The 17,731-nt window shown below is 69.5% G+C and carries 17 protein-coding genes; 8 read left to right on the top strand and 9 right to left on the bottom strand.

Annotation, left to right across the window (positions count from 1 at the left end; genetic code table 11):
• Positions 1-5: 5 nt before the first annotated feature.
• The 5 genes from D7Y04_RS17200 to D7Y04_RS17180 form a co-directional block, all read right to left on the bottom strand.
• Positions 6-581, bottom strand: coding sequence for a DUF4136 domain-containing protein (locus D7Y04_RS17200; protein ID WP_120598035.1), 576 nt, complete (start codon positions 579-581; stop codon positions 6-8).
• Positions 582-709: 128 nt separating this feature from the next.
• The gene (locus D7Y04_RS17195; protein ID WP_121760247.1) at positions 710-1,198 is read right to left on the bottom strand and encodes a hypothetical protein; all 489 of its coding nucleotides are present in this window, start codon (positions 1,196-1,198) and stop codon (positions 710-712) included.
• Between the two features lie 5 nt (positions 1,199-1,203).
• Positions 1,204-1,743 carry a zf-HC2 domain-containing protein gene (locus D7Y04_RS17190; protein ID WP_121760011.1) on the bottom strand — a complete coding sequence of 180 codons (540 nt, stop codon included), beginning with the start codon at positions 1,741-1,743 and terminating at the stop codon, positions 1,204-1,206.
• On the bottom strand, positions 1,743-2,315 hold the full coding sequence (locus D7Y04_RS17185) for an RNA polymerase sigma factor (protein WP_120598028.1): 573 nt from the start codon (positions 2,313-2,315) through the stop codon (positions 1,743-1,745). The genes D7Y04_RS17190 and D7Y04_RS17185 overlap by 1 nt, the downstream gene beginning before the upstream one ends.
• A gap of 150 nt (positions 2,316-2,465) precedes the next feature.
• Positions 2,466-2,942 carry a peroxiredoxin gene (locus tag D7Y04_RS17180; protein ID WP_120598029.1) on the bottom strand — a complete coding sequence of 159 codons (477 nt, stop codon included), beginning with the start codon at positions 2,940-2,942 and terminating at the stop codon, positions 2,466-2,468.
• A 120-nt stretch (positions 2,943-3,062) separates the two neighbouring features.
• Between D7Y04_RS17180 and D7Y04_RS17175 the strand changes: the two genes are divergently transcribed.
• The 4 genes from D7Y04_RS17175 to D7Y04_RS17160 all read left to right on the top strand — a co-directional run bounded on the left by D7Y04_RS17175 (position 3,063) and on the right by D7Y04_RS17160 (position 8,839).
• Positions 3,063-4,217: a YcaO-like family protein gene (locus tag D7Y04_RS17175; protein WP_121760010.1), complete on the top strand. Its 1,155-nt coding sequence runs from the start codon at positions 3,063-3,065 to the stop codon at positions 4,215-4,217.
• Positions 4,218-4,381: 164 nt separating this feature from the next.
• Positions 4,382-5,551, top strand: a complete 1,170-nt coding sequence (locus tag D7Y04_RS17170) for a TfuA-like protein (protein WP_120598031.1) — start codon at positions 4,382-4,384, stop codon at positions 5,549-5,551.
• A gap of 379 nt (positions 5,552-5,930) precedes the next feature.
• Positions 5,931-7,808, top strand: coding sequence for a serine/threonine-protein kinase (locus D7Y04_RS17165; RefSeq protein ID WP_121760009.1), 1,878 nt, complete (start codon positions 5,931-5,933; stop codon positions 7,806-7,808).
• 122 nt (positions 7,809-7,930) lie between these two features.
• Positions 7,931-8,839 carry a DUF2381 family protein gene (locus tag D7Y04_RS17160; RefSeq protein WP_120598033.1) on the top strand — a complete coding sequence of 303 codons (909 nt, stop codon included), beginning with the start codon at positions 7,931-7,933 and terminating at the stop codon, positions 8,837-8,839.
• Between the two features lie 18 nt (positions 8,840-8,857).
• On the opposite strand, the gene D7Y04_RS17155 is transcribed toward D7Y04_RS17160, so the two are convergent.
• The gene (locus tag D7Y04_RS17155; RefSeq protein ID WP_120598034.1) at positions 8,858-9,301 is read right to left on the bottom strand and encodes a type VI immunity family protein; all 444 of its coding nucleotides are present in this window, start codon (positions 9,299-9,301) and stop codon (positions 8,858-8,860) included.
• Positions 9,302-9,393: 92 nt separating this feature from the next.
• Between D7Y04_RS17155 and D7Y04_RS17150 the strand changes: the two genes are divergently transcribed.
• A complete protein-coding gene (locus D7Y04_RS17150) occupies positions 9,394-10,167 on the top strand; it encodes a DNA methyltransferase (RefSeq protein WP_121760008.1) in 774 nt (257 codons plus the stop codon).
• Here D7Y04_RS17150 and D7Y04_RS17145 read toward each other — a convergent pair.
• Positions 10,146-10,784 (bottom strand): hypothetical protein, encoded by a 639-nt coding sequence (locus D7Y04_RS17145; protein ID WP_121760246.1) that lies wholly within the window; start codon positions 10,782-10,784, stop codon positions 10,146-10,148. The genes D7Y04_RS17150 and D7Y04_RS17145 overlap by 22 nt on opposite strands.
• Positions 10,785-10,855: 71 nt before the next feature.
• On the opposite strand from D7Y04_RS17145, the gene D7Y04_RS17140 reads away from it, so the two are divergent.
• The 3 genes from D7Y04_RS17140 to D7Y04_RS17130 all read left to right on the top strand — a co-directional run bounded on the left by D7Y04_RS17140 (position 10,856) and on the right by D7Y04_RS17130 (position 14,655).
• Positions 10,856-12,133, top strand: a complete 1,278-nt coding sequence (locus D7Y04_RS17140) for a dicarboxylate/amino acid:cation symporter (protein ID WP_121760007.1) — start codon at positions 10,856-10,858, stop codon at positions 12,131-12,133.
• A gap of 74 nt (positions 12,134-12,207) precedes the next feature.
• Positions 12,208-12,690, top strand: a complete 483-nt coding sequence (locus D7Y04_RS17135; protein ID WP_121760006.1) for a peptidylprolyl isomerase — start codon at positions 12,208-12,210, stop codon at positions 12,688-12,690.
• Positions 12,691-12,759: 69 nt separating this feature from the next.
• On the top strand, positions 12,760-14,655 hold the full coding sequence (locus D7Y04_RS17130; RefSeq protein WP_121760005.1) for an OPT family oligopeptide transporter: 1,896 nt from the start codon (positions 12,760-12,762) through the stop codon (positions 14,653-14,655).
• A 9-nt stretch (positions 14,656-14,664) separates the two neighbouring features.
• On the opposite strand, the gene D7Y04_RS17125 is transcribed toward D7Y04_RS17130, so the two are convergent.
• Positions 14,665-15,486 (bottom strand): flagellar motor protein MotB, encoded by an 822-nt coding sequence (locus D7Y04_RS17125; protein WP_233601466.1) that lies wholly within the window; start codon positions 15,484-15,486, stop codon positions 14,665-14,667.
• 202 nt (positions 15,487-15,688) lie between these two features.
• Positions 15,689-17,626 (bottom strand): ABC-F family ATP-binding cassette domain-containing protein, encoded by a 1,938-nt coding sequence (locus D7Y04_RS17120; protein ID WP_121760003.1) that lies wholly within the window; start codon positions 17,624-17,626, stop codon positions 15,689-15,691.
• Positions 17,627-17,731: the final 105 nt, after the last annotated feature.

The raw sequence follows: 17,731 nt of genomic DNA, 5'->3' as shown, positions 1-17,731 counted from the left end.
AGCGCCTACTTCTTCTCCTTCGGCTCGGGCGGGAAGTCCTTCAGCATCTTCTCCACGCCTTTTTCAACCTTGCCGCTGTCGGTCTGGGCGCTCGGGCTGTCGCCGATGTCCGACTGGGCCGTGCCGCGCCAGACGAGCTTCTTCTCCTTCGCGTCCACCACGTCGAGGATGAGCGTGCCCACGTCGTACTCGCGCACGTACGTCTGCGAGGGCCCGTAGTACGAACCCCAGAACGGATCCCACGGGTAGCCCCAGTAGTTGTCCACCGTATCCGCGGACAACCGCTTGTCGATGGCACCCTGCCAGCCGATGAGGAAGTCCGGGTTCGCGCTCGCGTCCACCTTCTGGTAGCCGCGGGCCTGGAGGTCCTGGTCCACCGCTCCGGTCACCTGGCTGTTGGTGATGTCGTTGTTGATGCGCGAGTCCTTCGTCTGCTGGGGATGCGTCAGCCACGCATAGGTGTGGAACTGGTTGATGCGCTGGACGGCGGCGGGGTCGTAGTTGGTGTTGACATCGACGCCCGCGCAGGACGCGAGCCCAAGGCCCACGAGCACGGGAAGAACACGGGACAGCAGACGCATGGCGGACTCCATGGGGAGAAGCGCGTCCCTTGGGGAGGGACACGGTCAATGCCATGACGTTGGGTATGGCCCCCGGGGAGGTCCGTCCATGTCCGCCCGTTCGCCTCGGACTTGAGGGAGGGGCGTCCTCAGTCGCCGCGCGATTCCTTCGGTCCCTTGGCCTTCATCCCCTTCATGCCCTCGGAGCGGGCCATGACCACGGCCAGCCGCGCGCGCTTCTCCGGGGTCAGGTCCTTGGCGAGCGCCTGGTACAGCTCCCGGTCCAGCGCGGCGATCTGCGCCCGGGCGTCGAAGACCTTCTGCGCCGCCGCGTCCACCTGACCCAGGGCCGCGCTGTCGCCTCGCGACGCCAGATGGAGGATGCGCGCCGAGTCCCGCACCTGCTCGCGCAGCGGGCGGCGCCGGTCCTCGAAGCGGCGCAGCGTCTCATCCATCTTCAGGGCCTGCGCGCTGTCCAGCTCCAGCGTGTCCGCCAGCTCCAGCACCTGCCGCAGTCGCTGCCGCTGCTCGGCCCGGGCCATGCGGTCGGAGTCACGCGCCCCTGGCTCCTTCGGCCCGGGCTGCGCCAGCGCCATCACCGGCAGCGCGAACACGAGCACCCAGGTCATCCGCTTCATCGTCTTCACAGTGTCTCTCCCAGGTCGAAGTCCCCGTCCAGGTCGGAGTCGTCCCACGACAGGTCCTCGTCCAGGCCGTACCCCGAGCCGTCATCCTCCAGCGGATCCAACCCGGCCCACGCCTCGAACGCGGCCAGCGTCTCCGCGTCCACGTCGTCGCGGGCGCTCGCGGACTGCACGGCGGCCGGCGTCGTCACCGGGTGGGGCGCCTTGAGCCGCTCCAGCGCGGACGGCCCCAGCATCAGCGCCACCACCGCCGCCACGGCCGCGAGCGAACCCAGCGCCCGGCGGCCCATGCCCCGGCGCGTCTGCTCCCGGCGCCACGCCGCCAGGGTCCTGGAGCCCAGGCCTTCCTGCGCGCGCACCTCCACGGGCGTCTGGGGCGGCAGCGCCACCAGGCCCAGGACTTCGCGCGCGGAGGCCACCTCCGCCTGACAGGCCGCGCAGGACTCCAGGTGGGCCTGGAAGCGCGCGGCCTCCTCGCCCTCCAGCGCCTCCGCGGCGTGGAGGCTCGCCTGCTCCTCGTATTCCACGCACGCACCCATCACTGCGTCTCCCCGGCCACGTCGGCCTTCAAGCGTTTCACCGCGTGGTGGAACTGCACCTTCGCGTTGTTCTCCGTGATGCCCAGCGTCTCGGCGATGTCCTTGAACGGCAGTCCACCGTCCACCCGCAGCGTCAGCACCTCGCGCTGACGGCGGGGCAGGGCGAGCACCGCCTGGCGCACCCGTTGGCCCTGCTGGGTGCGCTCCAGCGACGCGTCCGCGCCCTCGCTCAGGTCCGCCGCCAGGTCATCCGTCACCGACTCCACCAGCACCGGCCGCCACCGCAGCCCCTGGCGCGCGTGGTTCTTGGCCAGGTTGAGCGCCACCCGCACCAACCACGAACGGAACGGCGTGGGCGTGGTGGGCGTGAAGCGCGCGAACACCCGTCGCGACGCTTCCAGGGCCCGGAGGAACGCCTGCTGCGTCAGGTCCGCCGCGTCCTCCGCACTCACGGTGTAGCGGCGCATCAGCGAGAAGACGAGGCCCCGGTGCCGTTCGAAGAGCTGGCCGAACGCCGTCGCGTCCCCCGCGAGGAAGGCCCCACACAGGGCTTCATCCGAGAGAGCGCTCACGGCCCCACCGGGCCGCACCAGTCCTAGGACCCGTCCGCTCACAGGGGCTTGAACCCTCCAGGGGCCGGAAGGTTATTTTCCGGCCCGTTTTTCGCCTCCCGGGACGTGTGCAAGACGTCCGGTACCGGGCAGGCGGGCGGGCGCAAGGCTTCAGGCGGAGGCGGTGTTGCTGCCCGGGGTGGGGTGGGACTGGAGGTACTTCAGCACGTCATCCAGGTGGCGGTAGACGCGCACCTCGTGGTGGATGACGTGTTCGACGACGCCGTCCGCGCCGACGATGAAGGTGACGCGCCGGTCGATGTTGAGGACCGGCCACAGCACGCCCCAGGCGCGGCTGATCCGCCGCTCGTCGTCTCCGAGGAGGGCGAAGTGGATGCCCTCCTGTTCGGCGAAGTCGCACTGGGTGGTGAGCGTGTCCACGGAGACGCCGACGAGCTCCGCGCCCAGCTCGCGGATCCGCTCGTGGTTGTCCCTGAAGGCCCGGTTCTCGATGGTGCAGCCCACGGTGAAGGCGCGGGGGAAGAAGAAGAGCACGACGCGCCGGCCTCGCAGCTCCGACAATCGAACGGTCTGCCCATGGCAGTCGGTCGAGGCGAAGTCCGGTGCGAGTTCTCCGACGGCAATCATTCGATGCGCGCTCCAGCCCGATACGGCGGGGGTTGCCCTTCCCCTACCACGTTTTCCCCGTCATCCCACGCCGCGCCGCGCCGGGGGTCCGCTAAGGTGCCCCCCGTGTCGACTGCCTCGATGGATTCCGTCTCCCCCGCCTTCCTCGATGCCCTGGCCCGTGGCCTGGGAGTGACCCGGGTCGCGCGAGTCACCGGCCTGGACCGCACTGGCGTGGAGGTCGCATGCGCGGTGCGTCCGGGTGGACACGTGCTCCAGGTGTGTAATGGCAAGGGGCTGACCTTCGACGCCGCGGCCCGGGGCGCGCTCTTCGAGACCGCGGAGCTGTGGGCGGCGGAGACGGTGCGGCCGGAGCGGCTGCGATGGGGTTCCCGGACGGAGCTGGCGCGGGAAGGCGACACGGTCTGGGGCGTGGAGGAACTCGGGTCGGCGGGCGCGGTGGTGGCGCCGAGGCTCGCGGGGCCTGCGGTGCGGCTGGCGTGGTGCGAGGCGCGGACGCTGGACGGAGACGAGCGGGTCTGGGTGCCGGCGCAGGGGGTGTACTGCCCGCCCTCGGGGACGGTGGAGCTGGGACCGGTGTCGGTGGCGTGGACGACGAATGGCTCCGGGGCGCATCCGGAGTCGTCTCCGGCGCTGCTGCACGCGCTGCTGGAGGCCACGGAGCGGGACCAGCTGTCGCGGGCGCTGCCGGAGGGCTGGTCGGAGGAGGGCGTGGTGGGGCGGATGCTGCGGCCGGAGGCATTGGAGGACGGGGCTCCGCGAACGGCCGCGCTGCGGGACGCGCTGAGGGCCCAGGGGTTCCGGGCCTACCTCTTCGATGTGACGCCCACGGCCCGGACGAAGGGAAGGGTGGGGCTGCCCGTGGCCGCGGCGGTGCTGGTGGACGCGGACGAGGGCCCGGTGCCGCTCACGGCCGGCTACGCCTGCGCGATGGACCGGGATGAGGCCTTGTTGAAGGCCTTGCTGGAGGCCGCGCAATCACGGCTGACGGACATCCACGGAGCCCGTGAGGACGTGGCGGCGACGGACCGCGATGCGGCGCTGGGGTTCGCGCAGGCCTTGTCGGAGGTGCGGCCCCGTCGCGAGGTGGACGCGATGCCGGACGCGATGGACCGGCGCGCGAAGACCGCGGCGGCGAAGGTGCGCACGGTGTTGTCGCTGCTGGGCGAGTTGGGATTCACAAGGGTGGCGGGCGTGGCGCTGGACGCCCCGGTGCCCGGGCTGCACGTGTGGAAGGTCGTGGTGCCGGGCATGCGCGTGTCGGAGCTCCTGTGAAGCGGCGGTCAGGTGTGAAGAGGGCAGGGGCCGTGAGTGTTCCGGATGCCGCGAGCGGGCCTGCGCGTGAAGGGGCTCGCGTGAAGCGCAGGGGTACCGGGTCCACGGATGCAGGGGGCCTGGCCACAGGGCACGACGCGGGGCCTGCGCGTGAAGGGGCTCGTGTGAAGCGCCGGCCGGAGGACCTGGTGGTGTTCCTGGGGCCCTCGTTGCCCGCTGCCGAGGCGCGGCGGATCGCACCGTGCACGGTGTTGCCTCCCGCGCGGCAGGGGGACGTGTGGCGGGCGCTGTCGCTCAAGCCCCGCGCGCTGGTGCTGGTGGACGGAGTCTTCGAGGCGCAGCCGTCCGTCTGGCATCACGAACTGCTCGCGGCGCTGGAGGCCGGCGTGGCCGTCTTCGGCGGAGGCAGCATGGGCGCGCTGCGAGCCTCGGAGCTGTCCGAGCACGGCGTGGTCGGCGTGGGCCGCATATTCGGCTGGTATCGCGACGGCGTGGCGGTGGACGACTCGGAGGTGGCGCTGCTGCACGCGGACGCCGAACACGGTTGGCGTCCCCTCACGGTGCCCCTGGTGAACGTGCGGCACGCTGCGGAGCTGGCACTGAAGGCGCGCGTATTGGGACGCGCGGGTGCAAAGGCCCTGGTGGACGCGGCCGCGGGCGTCTTCTACCAGGAGCGCACCTGGCCCCGGATCCGCGAGGCCGTGGAACCCGCGTGGACGCGGCCCGTGCGCGAAGCCTGGGACGCCTGGTTCTCTGGCGGAGTGGAAGACCTCAAGCGGCTGGATGCCATCGAATGCGTGCGCACGGGCGCGGAGTTCGTGAGCCGGGCGCCTCCGATGCAACCTGGAGTACGGCGCAATCCTTCGTCGTTGGTGCGGCGCCGGCGCTTGATGGAGGACGTGACGCGCGTGGGCTCGCGTGCCGTGGACTCCGGGCGCGTGATGGAACTGCTGCGCGGCGCGCCCGATGCGGCGGCTTGGGCGGAGGCGGGCCTGCGGCGGGCATTGCTCGCGGGCTGGGCGCGTTCGCTGGGGCTCGACGCGACGGAGGAGGAGATCGCAGCGGAAGAGGCCGCGTGGTGGAACGAGCGGAAGGTTCGTGCCTCGCGCCGTGAGGCCTTCCTCGCCGCGAACGGGCTCGATGCGCTGGAGCTGCGCCGCTTGTGCGAAGCCCGCGCGCTGGAGCGCCTGGCCTTGAAGCACGCGTCGCGGTTCCTTCCGGATGGTCCCTCCTGGGACGAAGCCCTGGCTTCCGAGGCTCGCATGGGAGGCCAGTGGGAACAGGCCGCCCGCGCGCTGGCGGAAGCGGACGACGCATCCGACGAAGGCGAATAGCCGGCCGGAGGCGCGCCCCCGCGCAATCCCAGACAGAGCCCTCCGTCACATCCGGACGGGCTGAAACCTGTTTCACGAACTCCAGGCTGCCTGGCGGGTTGGACGCCCGTTCAGGTTCGACCCCCCTGCTGCGTCACGAAAAAACGTGACAGCCCCGCAGGGCCAGATAGGGTCAACCCCGGAGGTTGTCCGCATTGAACACCGCTCCCTGGGTGGTTCCGCCAAGTGGGTCCGCGCCGTCATCGGCCGGGCACGCTCGCGGATTGCGGGGAATCCGACCTCCGCGGTGGGGTGTGGCAGGGAAGGCGCCCTCGCCGGTCTCAAAACCCCGGGTGGCCGTCCCCACCTCCCAGGTTGTGTCACGGCTTGAGTCACCGGCATGACCACGCCGCTCCACCCGGACCAGCTTGAAGTCGGCCACCACGTCGGCCCGTGGCGAATCGTCGGGACGCTGGGCGCGGGAGGCTTCGGCCGGGTCTTCAAGGTGGAGCGGGGCGGGCATGTCTACGCGCTGAAACTCGCGTTGCGTCCGGCGAACCAGCACTCCAGCGATGAAGAGGACGTCAACGGGCGGATCGCGCGGGAGGTGGCGGCGCTGCTCGCGTGCGCGCCGCATCCCAACCTGCCGCGCGTGCACGCCGTGGATCGCTGGCCGGAGCCACCGGACGGCTACCTCTTCCACGTCACCGACTTCGTGGACGGAGAGACGTTCCACGAGTGGCGCTGGCGGGTGAAGCCCTCCGCCGCGCACCTGCTGACCGTCTACACGGAGGTCGTGCGGGTGGTGGCGGATCTCCACCGCAGGGGCGTGCATCACCGCGACCTCAAGTCGGACAACCTGCTCATCCGCCGCCTGGATGAGCGCCCCATCCTCATCGACCTGGGCACGGCGCGCATCCCGGGGGCCTCCACGTTGACCGTGGGCGTGGCGCCCGCGTCGCCGCACCTGCTGCCGCCGGAGTGCGTGACCTTCCTGCGCGAAGGCTCCTGGAAGGCCGGCGCGAACTTCGACGCGGGCATCCCGGGTGACCTCTACGCACTGGGCGCGCTGCTCTACGAGTCCCTGACGGACGGCTACGCCTTCGACCCGCGCCTGCCCTACGAACGGTTGCTGCCCGCCATCGAAACGGTGGTGCCGCGAGCGCCGAAGGACATCAACCCCAAGGTCCCCACCAGCCTGTCGGACATCGCGATGCGGCTGCTCTCCAAGCGCCCCGAGGATCGCCACTCGGGGACGGAGACGCTGCTGCAGGCGCTCTGGGACGCGGCCAAGGACAAGCGCCACGCGGACTGGAAGGTCTCGCTGGACGTCCCTGCGGATCCGGATGCGTCCGGCCTGGACCGGGGTGTCGTGTCGCTGTCTCAGTTCCCTGGGAGCTCCACGGAGCTGACAGCGCAAGCCCGGGAGTCAGCGCCTTCGGAACCGTCCTCACCCGCGGAGGCCGTCGAGCCGAAGCGGCGCAGTCGTTCCGGCGCGGTGCTCGGCCTGGGAGCACTCCTGCTGGGCTTCTTGATCTTCGGACTGGCGCGACAGACGCCGGACCGTCCTCCACCTGCCGTAGCGCCTGTGTCTGAGAAAGGAAGTTCGTCCGTGACACCAACCCCGAGTCTTCCCGATGCCGCCGTGCTCGCGGTGGCGTCTTCCCCGGATGCGGGCGTCTCCGCTGCGGTGGAGCCGACTCCGCCCGAGCCTTCCGTGGTTGCGACAACCTCCGTGAAGTCCCTGCGAGCGGACGGCGGTGTCATGCGGAAGATCGCTGGCGCGGCCGTTGCGGCCTGCGTGGGCGCGTCGTGCGCGGGTGGCAGTGCCAACACTTACAGGGATCAGAGCGAACCGTGCCCGGCGGGAGCCAAGGAGGCCATGTTGGAGTTGAACTCCGGCTTCAAAATTTGGTACGGCCTCTGGCTGAAGGAGTCGCAGAGTAGGGAACTGGAGATCCGTGAAGGGCCCATCCAGGGCATCGTCCATAGCGAGGCGGCACGTCGCGGTGCCTTGCCGATAGGGACGATCGTGAAGGGCCGCGCGGTGTTCGACCCGGTGATCACCCGACTGCTCTTCACGGAGGCCACCCTACCTGATGGGAGGGTCTTCCCCATTTGCATGGAGTACTTCGACGAGGATGGCGCTCAATGGGGCCACGCGGTGAACGCGCCGAAGTACTCCCCGGACACCAGCGCCACGACCCGGTGGGTCCCGAGCCACTTGTTCGGTGTGTTGGGGGTCAAGCGTCTCAACATCTGGCACGAGCCCAGGTAGTAGGCACTTCGCCGCATCGACGCCTACTCGTGGAGGTGGGTCATCCGCGAACGGCGGGTACGCGTAAAGCCCCGTGATAGAAGGGAGCTCCTGCTTCCCCGGTTCGAGGAGCCCTCCCCACCGTGCCCTCCTGTCTGTTCGTCGCGCTTCCGGTTCTTCTCTGGTCGACCCATGTATTGGCGGCCCCCCCCGTCGGAGGCGATGCGGTTGAGGGGACGCTCCGGATGGAAGTGGGCGCGGACGGCGTGGGGACGCGCCCCATCCACATCGGGCCTGGGGTGAGCACGACGCTCCTCTTCGATACCGACATCCAGCAGGAACAACTGAGCCTGGAGTCACGAGCACAGTTTGCTCGGGTGAGCACGGGCAGTTCCGTGCTCGTGCTCGTGCCGTCCAATGACTTGCAAGGGGGGAGCAGCTTGAAGCTGTCCATTCCCTTCAAGGATCCGGGCTCGGCGCTTCCCTCAAGGTTGTCTTTGACCTTGGTGGTGGATTCAGGCGCCGTGGATCGGCAGGTGGAAGTCTTCCGACGGGTGCGTTCCGCGGAGTCGTACCGCCAGGAAGTGCAGCAACTTCGCGCGGAGATCGAGCGCTTGCGGCAGGAACGCGTTTCCTCGGGAGGGAGCACGCGTGAGCCGATGGGTTTTCGGGGGCTCCTGATGGGCTCGACGCAACATCCTGGCATCGGGGTCGAGAAAGATTGGGAGCCCGCGAAATGCAGGCGTCCGTGCTCATTCAAGCTGGAGAGAGGTACGGCGTTCACGGCGGGCCCGCGACGGGCCTTGCAGTTGGTGCTGAGGACGGCCGACGAGAAGCCATGGATCATCGGGAGGGCCGTGCTGGTGGACCGGAAGGGAAAGGAGTGGCAATCCTTTCCGCCCTTTCAGACCGGACCCATTGCGGCTGAGTCTGAGGCGACATTGATCCTGGAGTTCGATGTCAACAACGCGGCGCTGGATGGCTATCAACTGAGCGTCACGGATGTGGATGGTACCCGGACGGTGCAGTGGAGTGGCGTCAACTTCCCCTGAGTCCCCACCCAGCCCGGCTCAGTCCAGGAAGCGGCGCTCCCATCGACGCTGGGCTTCGGCATCCACACGCAGTTCCGTGAGCACCGGAGGCCCCAGGAAGTTCATCCAATGGGCGCCGCGGACGTGTTTGCCCAGGTGCAGGGACGCGGATTCATCGGGAACATCCATTCCGGGATGGCGAAGGCGTTCGCGCTGAATCCATTCATCGACCTCCAGGAGTCCAAGCTCGGCGTTGAATGCAAGCCCCCCGTGTCCCGAGGCGAATGGGAGGTCCGCTGCGAGTTTCAGTGCCAGCTGGAAGTCCTCTTCGTAATCGCAATACCAATCCAGGGATGCCGGGGCGATAGCGTGCTGAAACACATGGAGGATGTGTTCAATACGCTGGGTGATGTCATGGTGCGAATGCCTCAAGTAGAAGGCAATGCTCACGCCATCCCGGATGTAGGGATGAGAACGCGTCACGGTGCTACTCCAGGCCGAGTCAAGATGGCCACCGAGCGTGCCAGAATCCCGGCACCCCCGTCCCCATGCCGGGTAGGGTGTGGCTCCACACGATGACCTCCGACCTCACGCCCGAATCCCTGCGCTGCGTCCGCGCCGACGCGCGCGAGCCCGAGGGCTACCGGGCCGCCCTCGGCGACACCCGCGCCTCGCTGCTCCACACGGACCCGCCGTATTGCCTGCTCACCCGGCGCCGCAAGGGCGGGGACCTGCGCGACCCCCGCGCGAACAAGAAGATCGACCGCAACCCCATCGTCCGCTTCGAGTCCGTGCGCGACTACCGCGTCTTCTCCGAGGCCTGGCTCTCGCGCGCCACCGCGCACCTCACCCCCGACGCGCCCCTCATCATCTGGACCAACCTGCTGGGCAAGGAGCCCATCCTCACCGCCGCGCACGGCCTGGGCTACACCCACCTGCGCGGCGAGTACGTCTGGGGCAAGCGCACCACCGACAAGAACGCCAACGAGCAGATGCTGCGCGTCTACGAGGTCGCCCTCGTCATCGCCCGCACGCCCGCTCCGGTGCTCGCCCTCGGGGACGCCCCCACCGTGTGGGCCGTCGTCGGCGGCTACGACGATGACGCAGAGGCCGCGCAGTGGGGCGGCCACCCGCACCACAAGCCCTTCTCCGTGCTGGAGCCCCTGGTCCGCACCTGGAGCCGCCCCGGCGACACCGTGTTGGATCCGTTCGCCGGCAGCGGCTCCATGCCCTCCGCGGCCCTGCGCCTGGGCCGCCGCCCCGTCTGCATGGAGGTCGAACCCGAGTGGGCCGAGCGCGTCACCCACCGCCTGCGCGAAACCGCCCGTCAGCTGGCCAGCGCCCGGTAGAAGCGCGTCTCGCTCCACAGGGGCACGTCCGTGGGACGGTGGCCCCACCAGTTCATCACCAGCGTGCGCCGCTCGCGTGAAGGGCCCGGCAGCTTGCCGTCCGGCACCTGGTTGTCCGCGTCCAGCACCCCGTGCGTCAGCGTCCCGTCGAACACCACCAGCCGGTTGGGCCGCGGCGCCACCAGCGTCAAATCCTCCAGCCGGTCCGGCGCGAGCGACGGGTTGTCGTCACACGGCAAATCCCGCGTCACCGCCAGCGCGCCGCCTCGCACCCGGTTGAGGAACAACACCGACGAGCGCACCGGGTGCACCAGCTTCCCCGTGGCCAACGCCAGCCGCTCGTCCCGGTCCTGATGGAAGTCCACCCGCACGTCCGTGGCCCGCATCCGGGACAGCCACCACTCCACGCCCGCGATCTTCCAGCCCTTCGTCACCCGGGGCCGCAGCGTGTGGATGACCTCCTCCACCACGTTCTCCGGGGACCCGAAGGCGTACCAGAACGTCGTCTGGTACGTGTGACGCAGGCGCTCTCCCTTCAGGTCCCCCACTCGGCGTGACAGCCGTTGGAAGAGGGTCGGGGGCAGGGCGGGCTCGGTGAGCTGGACGAGGGATTCCACGATGGGGCGGAAGCTTTCCCCTGAACGCGAGGTGGGCGCCACTCCCTTTCACCGGTAGGCTTCGCCCCCTCATGAAGCCCCATCAGAAGATGCTCCTCGGCATTTCCGTCGGCGCGGTGGCCGGGCTCGTCTGCAACGCCGTGTTCGGGAGCGCGGACTGGCTCATCTGGCTCGTCGAGCACGTCACCAACCCGCTGGGGCAGATCTTCATCCGCCTGCTCCTGATGCTCGTCGTGCCGCTCCTGTTCTCCGCGCTCGTCGTGGGCGTGGCGGAGCTGGACTTGAAGCAGGTGGGCCGCCTGGGCGCCCGCACGCTGGGCTACACCGTCGTCTTCTCTGTCATCTCCGTGCTCATCGGCCTGTTGCTCGTCAACACGCTGAGACCCGGTGACGGCCTGAGCGACGAGGCCCGCGCCCTGGCCCGCACGGGCACGACCATCAAAGCCGCGCCGCCCCCCGGCGACACGTCCATGGGCGCGCTCTTCATGTCCATGGTGCCCACCAACCCGCTGAAGGCCGCGGCGGATGGGGACATGATTGGCCTCATCGTCTTCTCGCTCATCTTCGGCCTGGGCCTGGCGCTCACCCCGGGCGAGCCCGCGCAGCGGCTCAAGGACGTCATCCAGGGCCTCTATGACGTGATGATGAAGCTCATCGATGGAGTGCTCCAACTGGCGCCCGTGGGCGTGGGCGCGCTGCTGTTCTCCATGACGGCGCGCCTGGGCTTCCACATCCTGGGACAGTTGGCGTCGTACGTGGGCGTGGTGCTGCTGGCGTTGAGCATCCACATGTTCGTCATGTACTCGCTGTCCGTGCGCTTCCTGGGCGGCCGCAACCCGGTGGAGTTCTTCCGCTCCTGCCGGCTGGCCATTGTCACCGCGTTCTCCACGTCCTCCTCCAGCGCCACGCTGCCCACCGCCCTCAAGGTGGCGGAGGAGAACCTGAAGCTGCCGCGCAACGTGTCGCGCTTCGTGCTCACCGCCGGCTCCGCGATGAACCAGAACGGCACCGCGCTCTTCGAGGGCGTCACCGTCCTCTTCCTCGCGCAGGTGTATGGCGTTCCGCTGGACCTCACGCAGCAGGCGACCATCATGTTCATCTGCGTGCTGGCGGGCATTGGCACCGCGGGCGTGCCGGCGGGCTCCATCCCCGTCATCGCCATGATTCTGGGCATGTTCCACATCCCCGTGGAGGGCCTGGGCCTCATCCTCGGCGTGGACCGCTTCCTGGACATGTGCCGCACCGTGCTCAACGTCACCGGAGACCTGGCGGCCGCCGTGTACGTGTCGCGCGGCGAGCCCCCCGACCGGCCGGTCGGCGAGGAGGCGGCGCAGTCCCCCACCGCCTGACGTGGCGTCACCCCGGTTCCACCTTTGACCGAAGTCCCCTCCGCCGTCTTTCGAATCCAAGGAGCTTCAGCCGCATGAAAGTCGCCAACGGTCGCGTCGTCGCCCTCGATTACCGCCTCCACATGGGAGACGGGCAGATCATCGACCAGAGCGCCCCGAACCAGCCGCTCGCCTATCTGCACGGGCACAAGCAGATCGTCCCCGGCCTGGAGGGCGCGCTGGAAGGCCTGGGAGTGGGGGACAGCAAGCAGGTGGTGGTGACCCCGGAGAATGGCTACGGCATCCACAAGCCGGAGGGCGTGCGCAACGTCGCCCGCACCATGCTGCCCAGCACCTATCTGCCCCAGGTGGGCGGCACGCTGATGGCCCAGACGGAGGACGGCGACGTCCCCCTGCGCATCATCGCCGTGAACCCGGACCACGTCGTGGTGGACCTGAACCACCCGCTCGCCGGCAAGACGCTCCACTTCGACGTCACCGTGCGCGAAGTGCGTGACGCGACGCAGGAAGAGCTGGCGCACGGCCACGTCCACGGGCCGGGCGGCGCGCACGGGTAGCGCTTTTCCCTGCCTCCGGGCACGGAGCGTTTCGTGACCTCGGGGGGCGTGCACTATCTTGCGCCCCCCATGGTTCCTCCCGTTCCGAACCCCAGCCAGCTCCGCGTCCCCGCGCCCGACCCCGGCGCCGTCCCCGAACGGCCCGGCGCCTCCGCGGCCATGGATCCGGAGCTGTACTGGCGGGAGCACGTCTACCAGGGCGGCGCGCGGCAGCTCACCGTGCGCGCCGTCATCGCCGGGATGCTCATTGGCGCGGTGATGTGTCTGTCCAACCTCTACGTCATCCTCAAGACGGGCTGGAGCCTGGGCGTCACCATCACCGCGTGCATCCTGGCCTTCGCGGTGTTCGGCACGCTGCGCTCGCTGAAGCTGCTGCGCAACGAGTTCACCGACCTGGAGAACAACGCCATGGGCTCCGTGGCGTCCGCCGCGGGCTACATGACGGGCGGCGGCAACATGGCGGCGGTGCCCGCGCTGCTGATGCTCACCGGCACGCTGCCGTCGTCCGGCTGGCTGATGGTGTGGTTCGCCGTCATCTCCGCGCTGGGTGTCTTCGCCGCCATCCCCATCAAGCGCCAGCTCATCAACATCGAAGCGCTCCCGTTCCCCACGGGCACGGCCACCGCGGAGACCATCCGCGCGCTGCACGGCCACGGCGAGGTGGCCCGCCGCAAGTCGCGCCTGCTGGGCCTGGCGGGGCTGGTGGGCGCGCTGCTGGTGCTGGTTCGCGACGCGCGCTTCACCTGGCTGAAGAACCTGCCGGAGAAGGTGAGCCTGCCGTTCAGCATCCTCGGACGCGAGGCGGGCAAGTGGTCCCTGTCGTTCGACTTCAGCCTGCTGCTCATCGGCGCGGGCGCGCTGGTGAACTTCCGCACCGGCTGGTCCATGTTGCTGGGCGCCATCCTCAACTACGGCTTCCTCGCGCCGGCCATGGTCGCCCAGGGCGTCATCCCGGAGGTGACGTACAAGGCCATCAACAGCTGGTCGCTGTGGACGGGCTCCGCGGTGCTGGTGTCGTCCGGCCTGCTGTCGTTCGCGTTCCAGTGGAAGAGCGTGGTGCGCTCGTTCTCCGCGCTGGGCGGGCTGGTGGGGATGAAGCCCAAGGAGGGCGCTCGCGAGGATCCGCTGGCGGACATCGAGTGTCCCCCGGCGTGGTTCCCCCTGGGCTTCGGGCTCCTGGGCCCGGTGGCCGTCTTCCTCATGGCCTACCTGTTCCAGATTCCCTGGTGGGCCGGCGTGCTCGCGCTTCCCCTGGCGGTGGTGATGGGCGTCATCGCGTCGCGCGTGACGGGCGAGACGGACACCACGCCCACCAAGGCCCTGGGCCCCGTCACGCAGCTCATCTTCGGAGGCCTGGCGCCGGGCAACATCCCCGCCAACGTGATGAGCGCCAACGCCACGGGCGGCGTGGGGTTGCACTCGGCGGACCTGCTCACGGACCTGAAGTCCGGGTGGCTGTTGGGTGCTTCGCCGCGTCAGCAGTTCTTCGCGCAGCTGTTCGGCGTGGCCGCGGGCGCCATGGTGGTGGTGCCCATCTTCAAGCTGCTGGTGCCCACCGCGGACGTGCTGGGCACGGAGCAGTTCCCCGCGCCCGCGTCCATGGTGTGGGCTGGCGTGTCGAAGATGCTCGCCTCGGGCGTGTCCGCGCTGCACCCCACCGCGCGCGTGGGCGCCCTGTGCGGCGCGCTGCTGGGCATCACGCTGGTGCTGCTGGAGCGCTGGGCCCACCCGAAGGTGAAGGCCTTCCTCCCCAGCGCGTCCGGCCTGGGGCTGGCCATCGTCATCCCCGGCTCCAGCTCCATCAGCCTCTTCGTGGGCGCGGCGCTGGCGGCGTTCCTCCGGCGCGTGAAGCCGAAGCTCGCGGAGGACGCGGTGCTGCCCGTCAGCTCCGGCTTCATCGCGGGCGAAAGCCTGTTGGGCATCGCCATCGCGATGGTGAAGGCCTTCGGCTTCATGCCGAAGTAGGGGGCCTGCTCAGTCCACCTTGCTGGTGGCCCAGGACACGCCCGCGACGAAGCGGAAGGTGGGCGTGTCGAACCCCGCGCCCACGCCCGGGCCGCCCATCACATACAGGTCCAGGCTGGACAGGGCATGGCGGCGGATGGCGATGAGCAGCTCCGCCCCCACCCGGCCTCCGTTCAGCGGGATGCCCGTGAGCACGCTCACCTCGCCGCGCGTCAGCTCGCCGTGGAGCGACGTCACCGTGGCGCCCAATCGCAGCTCATTGCCAGCGATGTCTTTCGGGTCGTAGGACACGGGACCCAGGTCCTGGCGCTTGCGCAGGAAGATGCCGGCCTCGCCGCCCACCTGGAAGCCCTCGCCCACGTAGCCCAATTGCAGACGCGGCTGCCACGCGTATTCCTCGTGTGCCTGCGCCGCGCGGCTGCCCACCGGCAGTCCCGCGGTGAACCCCACCGAGAGGTTGATGGGCGCGCCCTTCGTCTGGCGGAGCACCGCGGCCCGGGCCGTCAGCCACGGCGTGGCGATGCCCCCGGAATTCGGCCCGTAGTACTCCAGCGTGGGCTTTCCCCCCTGCGTCAGGACGAGGGGCAGCTCACCGCCCACCTCCAGCCACGACAGCACGCCGAAGCCCACCGTCAGGTGGGCGGTCATCTTGTTCTCCACCAGGCCCGTGCCCTCGCCGGGCTCCCAGCGCGTCTGGAAGTGCAGGGGCAGCTGCTCGTAGTGGTAGTTCAACGCCACACGCAGTTGCCCTGCCTCCAGCGTCCGTCCAGTCCCCACCACCAGCGAGCCCAGGGCCGCCGGGTCCAGGCGCAACCGTTGCAGGTCAAACATGGGCAGCGGACTCTTGGGACCGCTTTCCAGGGCGTGGGCGGAAAAGGGGACGGACAGAAGGGCAGCGGCGAGGACCGAGGCCGGACGGAACACGTGACGACTCCCGAGGCGGAGGGACGCGGACTCTAGCCAGAGTCCCCCCGCCCGAAAATCATGCACGGGTGCCATCAATTGATGTTTGCCCCGCGCAAATATCGCCGCGTCAGGCAGTTCCAGCCGCCAGGTCCTGCAATTCCTGCCAACGCGTATAGAGCCGATCCACCTCGGCGGTGGTGGCTTCCAGGGCCTGATTCACTTCCGCCACCTTGGAGCCCTGGCTGTAGACGGCGGGGTCGGCCAGCTTCGCCTCCAGCTCCGCCTTGCGCTTCTCCGCGGCCTCGATGGTGGCCTCCATGCCGTCCAGCTCGCGCTGATCCTTGTAGGAGAGCTTCCCGAGCTTCTTCTGCGCGGGCTTCTGGGCGGGCTCCTCGCGGGCCTCGTCCTTCTTCGGCTCGTCCTTCTTGAGCGCGGCGGCCTTGAGCGAGGCGGCCCGCGACTGCTCGCGCAGCCGCTTGTACATGTCGTAGTTGCCCTCGTAGCGGGTGACCTTGCCCTCGCCGTCGAAGGAGAGGATGGCGGTGGCCACCTTGTCGAGGAAGTACCGGTCGTGCGTCACCAGCAGGGTGCTGCCTGCGAAGTCCAGGAGCAGGCGCTCCAGGATGTTGAGGGTGACGATGTCCAGGTCGTTGGTGGGCTCGTCCAGCACCAGCACGTTGGCGCCTTCCAGGAACAGCCGCGCCAGCAGCAGCCGGTTGCGCTCACCGCCGGACAGCGCGCCCACCTTCATGCGCTGCATGGGCACCGGGAAGAGCAGGTCCTCCAGGTAGTCGCGCAGGGCCACCTTCCGGTCCGCCAGCTCCACGTGGTCCTCGCCGTTGGAGGCCGCGTCGTACACCGTCTGCTCCGGATCCAACTGGGCGCGCTGCTGATCGTAGTAGGCGACCTTGGTGTTCTTCCCGATGACGAGCTTGCCGCTGTCCGCCGGGATTTCGCCCAGCATCACGCGCAGGAAGGTCGTCTTGCCCACGCCGTTGGGCCCCAGGAAGCCCACGCGCTCGCCGCGCTGGAGGCGGAAGTCCACGCCGTCCAGCACCTTGCGCTCGCCGAAGGACTTCTTCAGCCCTTCCGCCTCGATGACGGTGTGGCCCAGCCGGGGCGCCGCCACCACCTTCAAGTCCGCCACCTTGGGGCGCTGGAAGCCCTTCTCCGCCAGCAGCTTCTGCGCCCGTTCGATGCGGGCCTTGCTCTTGGTGCGCCGCGCCTCCGGGCCCTTGCGCAGCCACGCCACCTCCTGGGCAATCCAGCGTCCGCGCTTGTGCTCCGCCGTCTCCGCGTTCTCCTGGGCCACGAGCTTCTGCTCCACGTAGGCCGCGTAGTTGCCGGGGTAGGAGATGAGGCCGCCGCCGGGCTGGATTTCGACGATGCGGTCCACCAGGTCGTCCAGGAAGTAGCGGTCGTGCGTGACGAGCAGCAGCGCCCCGGGCAGCTTGTCCAGCTCGTCCTCCAGCCAGTCCACGGTGTCCGCGTCCAGGTGGTTGGTGGGCTCGTCCAAGAGCAGCAGGTCCGGGCGCGTGAGCAACGCCCGGGCAATGGCCACGCGCTTGCGCAGGCCTCCGGACAGCTGCGCCACCGGCCGGTCCCAGTCCTTCACGCCCAGCCTGTCCAACAGCGTCTTCGCGTGGTGCTCCGTGTCCCAGCCGCCCGCCTGTTCAATCCGGTCGCTCAGCGCGGACAGCTGCTCCAGCATCTTCTGGGTGGCGTGCGCGGGGTCCGCCTCCAGCTTCCGGGACAGCTCCGCGTGCGCGTCCAGCGCCTCCTTCAGCGGCGCCTGCGACACGGCCAGCTCGCTCTGCACGGTGGCGCCTTCGGGGAACTCCGGCTCCTGGGGCAGGTAGGTGACGCGCGCGCCCCGGCGCAGCTGCAGCTCACCCAGGTCCGGCTTCGCCGCGCCGGCCAGAATCTTCATCAGGGACGACTTGCCGGAGCCGTTGACGCCCACGAGGCCCACGCGCTCGCCCTCCTCGATGGTGAAGGTGAGGCCCTCGAAGACGGTGCGGCTGCCGAAGGCGAGCTGGACGTTGGCGGCGCGAAGCAGCGTCACGGAAAGGAACCTTTCGAAAAGGGGGGACGGAAGAAAGCAAAAGGGCGCCCCCCACTTGAAGCGGGGAGCGCCCTTCCTACAGCCAGTGCGGCGTGGGCACCCGGA

Source organism: Corallococcus sp. AB038B (assembly GCF_003668955.1).
Lineage (GTDB): Bacteria > Myxococcota > Myxococcia > Myxococcales > Myxococcaceae > Corallococcus > Corallococcus exiguus.
This window is presented reverse-complemented; position numbering and strand designations above follow the sequence as displayed.

Coding starts and splice junctions, on each gene's coding strand:
- D7Y04_RS17200 (WP_120598035.1), bottom strand. CDS start 581: ATGCGTCTGCTGTCCCGTGTTCTTCCCGTGCTCGTGGGCCTTGGGCTC.
- D7Y04_RS17195 (WP_121760247.1), bottom strand. CDS start 1,198: ATGAAGCGGATGACCTGGGTGCTCGTGTTCGCGCTGCCGGTGATGGCG.
- D7Y04_RS17190 (WP_121760011.1), bottom strand. CDS start 1,743: ATGGGTGCGTGCGTGGAATACGAGGAGCAGGCGAGCCTCCACGCCGCG.
- D7Y04_RS17180 (WP_120598029.1), bottom strand. CDS start 2,942: ATGATTGCCGTCGGAGAACTCGCACCGGACTTCGCCTCGACCGACTGC.
- D7Y04_RS17175 (WP_121760010.1), top strand. CDS start 3,063: ATGGATTCCGTCTCCCCCGCCTTCCTCGATGCCCTGGCCCGTGGCCTG.
- D7Y04_RS17165 (WP_121760009.1), top strand. CDS start 5,931: ATGACCACGCCGCTCCACCCGGACCAGCTTGAAGTCGGCCACCACGTC.
- D7Y04_RS17150 (WP_121760008.1), top strand. CDS start 9,394: ATGACCTCCGACCTCACGCCCGAATCCCTGCGCTGCGTCCGCGCCGAC.
- D7Y04_RS17140 (WP_121760007.1), top strand. CDS start 10,856: ATGAAGCCCCATCAGAAGATGCTCCTCGGCATTTCCGTCGGCGCGGTG.
- D7Y04_RS17135 (WP_121760006.1), top strand. CDS start 12,208: ATGAAAGTCGCCAACGGTCGCGTCGTCGCCCTCGATTACCGCCTCCAC.
- D7Y04_RS17130 (WP_121760005.1), top strand. CDS start 12,760: ATGGTTCCTCCCGTTCCGAACCCCAGCCAGCTCCGCGTCCCCGCGCCC.
- D7Y04_RS17125 (WP_233601466.1), bottom strand. CDS start 15,486: ATGTTTGACCTGCAACGGTTGCGCCTGGACCCGGCGGCCCTGGGCTCG.